This is a genomic window from Streptomyces huiliensis (genome assembly GCF_020037025.1).
Lineage (GTDB): Bacteria > Actinomycetota > Actinomycetes > Streptomycetales > Streptomycetaceae > Streptomyces > Streptomyces huiliensis.
This window is the reverse complement of sequence record NZ_JAIQLH010000283.1, coordinates 1-3,620: the sequence shown is the minus strand read 5'-3', so window position 1 is coordinate 3,620 and position 3,620 is coordinate 1. Positions and strand designations below refer to the sequence as shown.

Here is a 3,620-nt window from a genome sequence, read left to right as displayed (position 1 = left end):
CCGCTTCCGTCCCGCCGCCGCCTGCCCCCGCGCGGCCGCGGTGGCCCGCGCGTAAGGCGCCGCGTATGGCGGCGGTCGCGTCCGGGCGGGGGGAGCGGAGAGGGCCGCCCGGGCCGGCGGGGTCGGGAGGCGGGGGCGGAGGGCTGCCGGGGAGGGGTGGTTCCCGGTGCTCCGGGGCGTCCGGGTGGTCGGCCGCCGGGGGCCTGCCGGGTGGGGAGAACCAGCCCCACTCGCCTCGCCTGCCGTGTGCGCCGCCTTCGGGCGATGGGCGGCTCGGAGCGTCCATTCGTCTCTCGCCTCGGTCATCTCTCGTCGGTCCGCGCACCCCGGCCGAGCCGGACGGTGCCCGCGATCCCCTGGGGATGATGGGGTGTTCGGTGCGGGGTAGCATGCCAGCCCGCGCGCCGCCCGTGGCATATTCGCGGAACTCCGCACGGCGGAGGGGCGATTGCGGTTATGGTTCCCGGTTCGAACGGACAGGTGAGCGACGGACGGGCGAGGCCCGGACGGTCCCCCGCGCTCCTACACGCCCCCGACCAGCGCGTAAGCCTCCCTGAGATCAAGGCCGTCGTACGCGAGCGAGGCGACGTCGCGGACGTGGTGGTCGGCGTTGACCGCGACGGACACGGGGACGGCGGCGAAGAGGCGGGCGTCGGACATCGAGTCGCCGTACGCGACGCAGTCGGCGCGCGTCAGCCCGTACGCGGCACACAGCTCGTCCGCGATCCGCACCTTCGCGTCGGCGTTGAGGATGCCGGCCGGGTCGACCGGTTCGCGGAACGGGACCGCCGGCCACCGCGATCCGTGGGCGGCGTGGGCGCCCCAGCCCGTCAGGCGTTCCACGAAGAAGTTCGGGGACAGCGAGATGACCGCGCAGTGCTCGCCCCGGGCCTCGATGTCCGCCCAGACGTCCTTGATCCCCGCCAGCCACGGCGCGTTCTCGAAGGCCGCGGCCACCGCGGCGTCCGTCAGCGCCTCCCCCCACAGCGCGCAGGCGGCCGTCGCGAAGCCCACCGGGTCGATCAGCCCGGTGACGAAGTCCCGTTCCAGGGCGTCGATCTCCCGCTCGCAGCCGAGCTGCCGGGATATCTCGATCGCCGCCGCGGAGCCGTGGATGAGAGTGCCGTCGAGGTCGAACAAGTGCAGTCTGCTCATGACGGGAAGCGTAGGCGTGGGCCGGGCCGCCCTCCGAAGTCCGGAGGACGACCCGGCCCACGCGGCCGTTCCGGCCGTCAGTGCCCTGCGGCGACCGCCGGCCGGTCGTCGGAGGCGGCCGTTCCGGCCGAGCGCGCGGCGACGAGGCCGCCGTGGCCGGCCCGGCGGGCGTCCGTGCGCCGCTCCAGCCCGGCGGAGACGAGGGCGAGGGCGAGGGCGCCCGCGGCCATCGCCGCACCGGCGTAGGTGGGCGTGGTGTAGGCGAACCCGGCCGAGATGACCAGGCCGCCGAGCCAGGCGGCGATGGCGTTGCCCAGGTTGAAGGCGCCGATGTTGCCCGCGGAGGCCAGGGTGGGGGCGGAGGCGGCCTGGTCGAGCACCCGCTTCTGCAGCGGCGGGACGGTCGCGAAGCCGAAACCGCCGATCAGGGGCAGGGCGATGGCCGTGGCCACCTTGTTCTCCGCGGCCAGCGGCAGCAGCGCGAGCGCCACGGTGAGGCCGCCGAGGGCCGTGAGGAGCATGGGCATCAGGGCGCGGTCGGCGAACCGGCCGCCGATGAGGTTGCCGCCGAACATCCCGACGCCGAAGAGGACCAGCAGCCAGGTCACGGACGAGGGCGCGAACCCGGCGACGTCCGTGAGCACCGGGGCCATGTAGGTGCTGAGGGTGAAGACGCCGCCGAAGCCGAGGATGGTCATGGCCATGGCCAGCAGCACCTGGGGGTTGCGGAAGGCGGCGAGCTCCCCCGAGACCGGCGTGCGCTCGGGGTGCGGCAGCCGCGGGACGAGGGTGGCGATGCCGAGCATGGCGAGCAGTCCGAGGCCGGCGATGACGGCGAAGGTGACGCGCCAGCCCGCGCTCTGGCCGAGCAGGGTGCCGAAGGGGACGCCGACGATGTTGGAGACCGTCAGCCCGGAGAACATCATCGAGATGGCGCCCGCCTTCTTCTGCGGCGCGACGAGCCCGGCCGCGACGATCGCGCCGATGCCGAAGAACGCGCCGTGCGCGAGGGAGGCCACGATCCGGCCGGCGAGCATCACGCCGAAGACCGGGGCGACGGCGGACAGCGCGTTGCCCGCCGTGAACAGGCCCATCAGCGAGATCAGCATCTTCTTGCGGGAGACCCGGCTCCCGACGATCGCGAGGATCGGGGCGCCGAGGACGACGCCGAGCGCGTAGCCGGTGGTCAGCCAGCCGGCGGTGGGTACGGAGACGTGGAATTCCTCCGCCACCTCGGGGAGCAGGCCCGAGGTCACGAATTCGGTGGTGCCGATACCGAAGGCGCCTATGGCGAGCGCCAGGAGGGCGAGGGGCATGAGGGGTCCTTGAGTCGGGGGTGCTTCCGGGGAAGGGGCGGGGCGTCCGGGGCTTCGTCGGCCCGGTTCGTCCAGGGGGTGTCGATCCGGGTGCCGGGCCGGGCAGGCCGTTCCGGCCCGGCACCCGTGGTCACGGCCGGTCCGCACGCCGGTTCCATGCGTACGTCCCTAACCGGCGCCCACAATAGTTGCAGACGCGGGTTACTTGCAAGCGCCGTCTATTGCGCCGAGGGGATATCCTGCTGAAGACGGCGATGGCGACGACGGCTCCGAGGCCGTCCGGCCGCCCCCCGCGCGCGGCGTCGCCGACGGACGGACGACCGATCGAAGGAGGGCCCCCATGACCCGCACCCTGGACCCCGCACTGGCCGGCCTGGCACAGGGCTGGTGTGCCCTCTCCGCGCTGCACGGCCGGATCGAGGCGCACATCGAGCGCGCGCTGCAGGCCGGGCACGGTCTGAGCGTCCGCGAGTTCTCCGTGATGGACGTGCTCAGCCGGCAGCACAGCGGCGAGGGCGGCCACCTGCGCATGAACGAGGTGGCGGACGCGGTGGTACTGAGCCAGAGCGCCACGACGCGGCTGGTCAACCGGCTGGAGGACCGCGGCCTGCTGACCCGCTACCTCTGCCTCACCGACCGCCGCGGCATCTACACCGACGTCACCGAGGCCGGGCTCGCCCTGCTGGCCGAGGCCCGTCCGACCAACGACGCGGCCCTGCGCGAGGCGCTCCGCGAGGCGGCCGCCAGGCCCGAACTCGCCCCGCTGGTCGCCGCCGTGGAATCTCTCGCTCCGGCCTCGTGACAGCGCCGCCGGGCACATAGGGTCGCGATCATGAGCGACATCGAGTTCCGGCGCGCGACCGCCGACGACATCCCCGCCATCGTGGCCATGCTGGCCGACGACCCGCTCGGCGCCCGCCGCGAGTCACCCGACGACCTCGGCCCCTACCTGGAGGCGTTCCGCGCCCTGGACGCCGACCCCAACCAGCACCTGACCGTCGCCGTCCGCGACGGCCGCACGATAGGCAGCCTCCAGCTCACCGTCATCCCCGGCCTCTCCCGGCGCGGTGCCAAGCGCGCGCTCGTCGAGGCGGTCCGCGTCCACGCCGACGAGCGCGGGAACGGCATCGGCGGCCGGTTCATGCGGTG

Annotated in this window: 4 protein-coding genes; 2 read left to right on the top strand and 2 right to left on the bottom strand. The window is 74.1% G+C overall.

What is annotated here, in order from left to right; translation table 11 throughout:
* Positions 1-522: 522 nt before the first annotated feature.
* Together JNW98_RS31220 and JNW98_RS31215 are read right to left on the bottom strand one after the other, a co-directional pair.
* Positions 523-1,155 (bottom strand): HAD family hydrolase, encoded by a 633-nt coding sequence (locus tag JNW98_RS31220; RefSeq protein ID WP_223771666.1) that lies wholly within the window; start codon positions 1,153-1,155, stop codon positions 523-525.
* A 77-nt stretch (positions 1,156-1,232) separates the two neighbouring features.
* A complete protein-coding gene (locus JNW98_RS31215) occupies positions 1,233-2,471 on the bottom strand; it encodes an MFS transporter (RefSeq protein ID WP_223771665.1) in 1,239 nt (412 codons plus the stop codon).
* Between the two features lie 340 nt (positions 2,472-2,811).
* Here JNW98_RS31215 and JNW98_RS31210 point away from each other — a divergent pair, with 340 nt between their 5' ends.
* Together JNW98_RS31210 and JNW98_RS31205 are read left to right on the top strand one after the other, a co-directional pair.
* Positions 2,812-3,273, top strand: coding sequence for a MarR family winged helix-turn-helix transcriptional regulator (locus JNW98_RS31210; protein WP_223771664.1), 462 nt, complete (start codon positions 2,812-2,814; stop codon positions 3,271-3,273).
* Between the two features lie 30 nt (positions 3,274-3,303).
* Positions 3,304-3,620: GNAT family N-acetyltransferase (locus JNW98_RS31205; RefSeq protein WP_223771663.1), on the top strand; the 317-nt coding region annotated here is incomplete at its 3' end.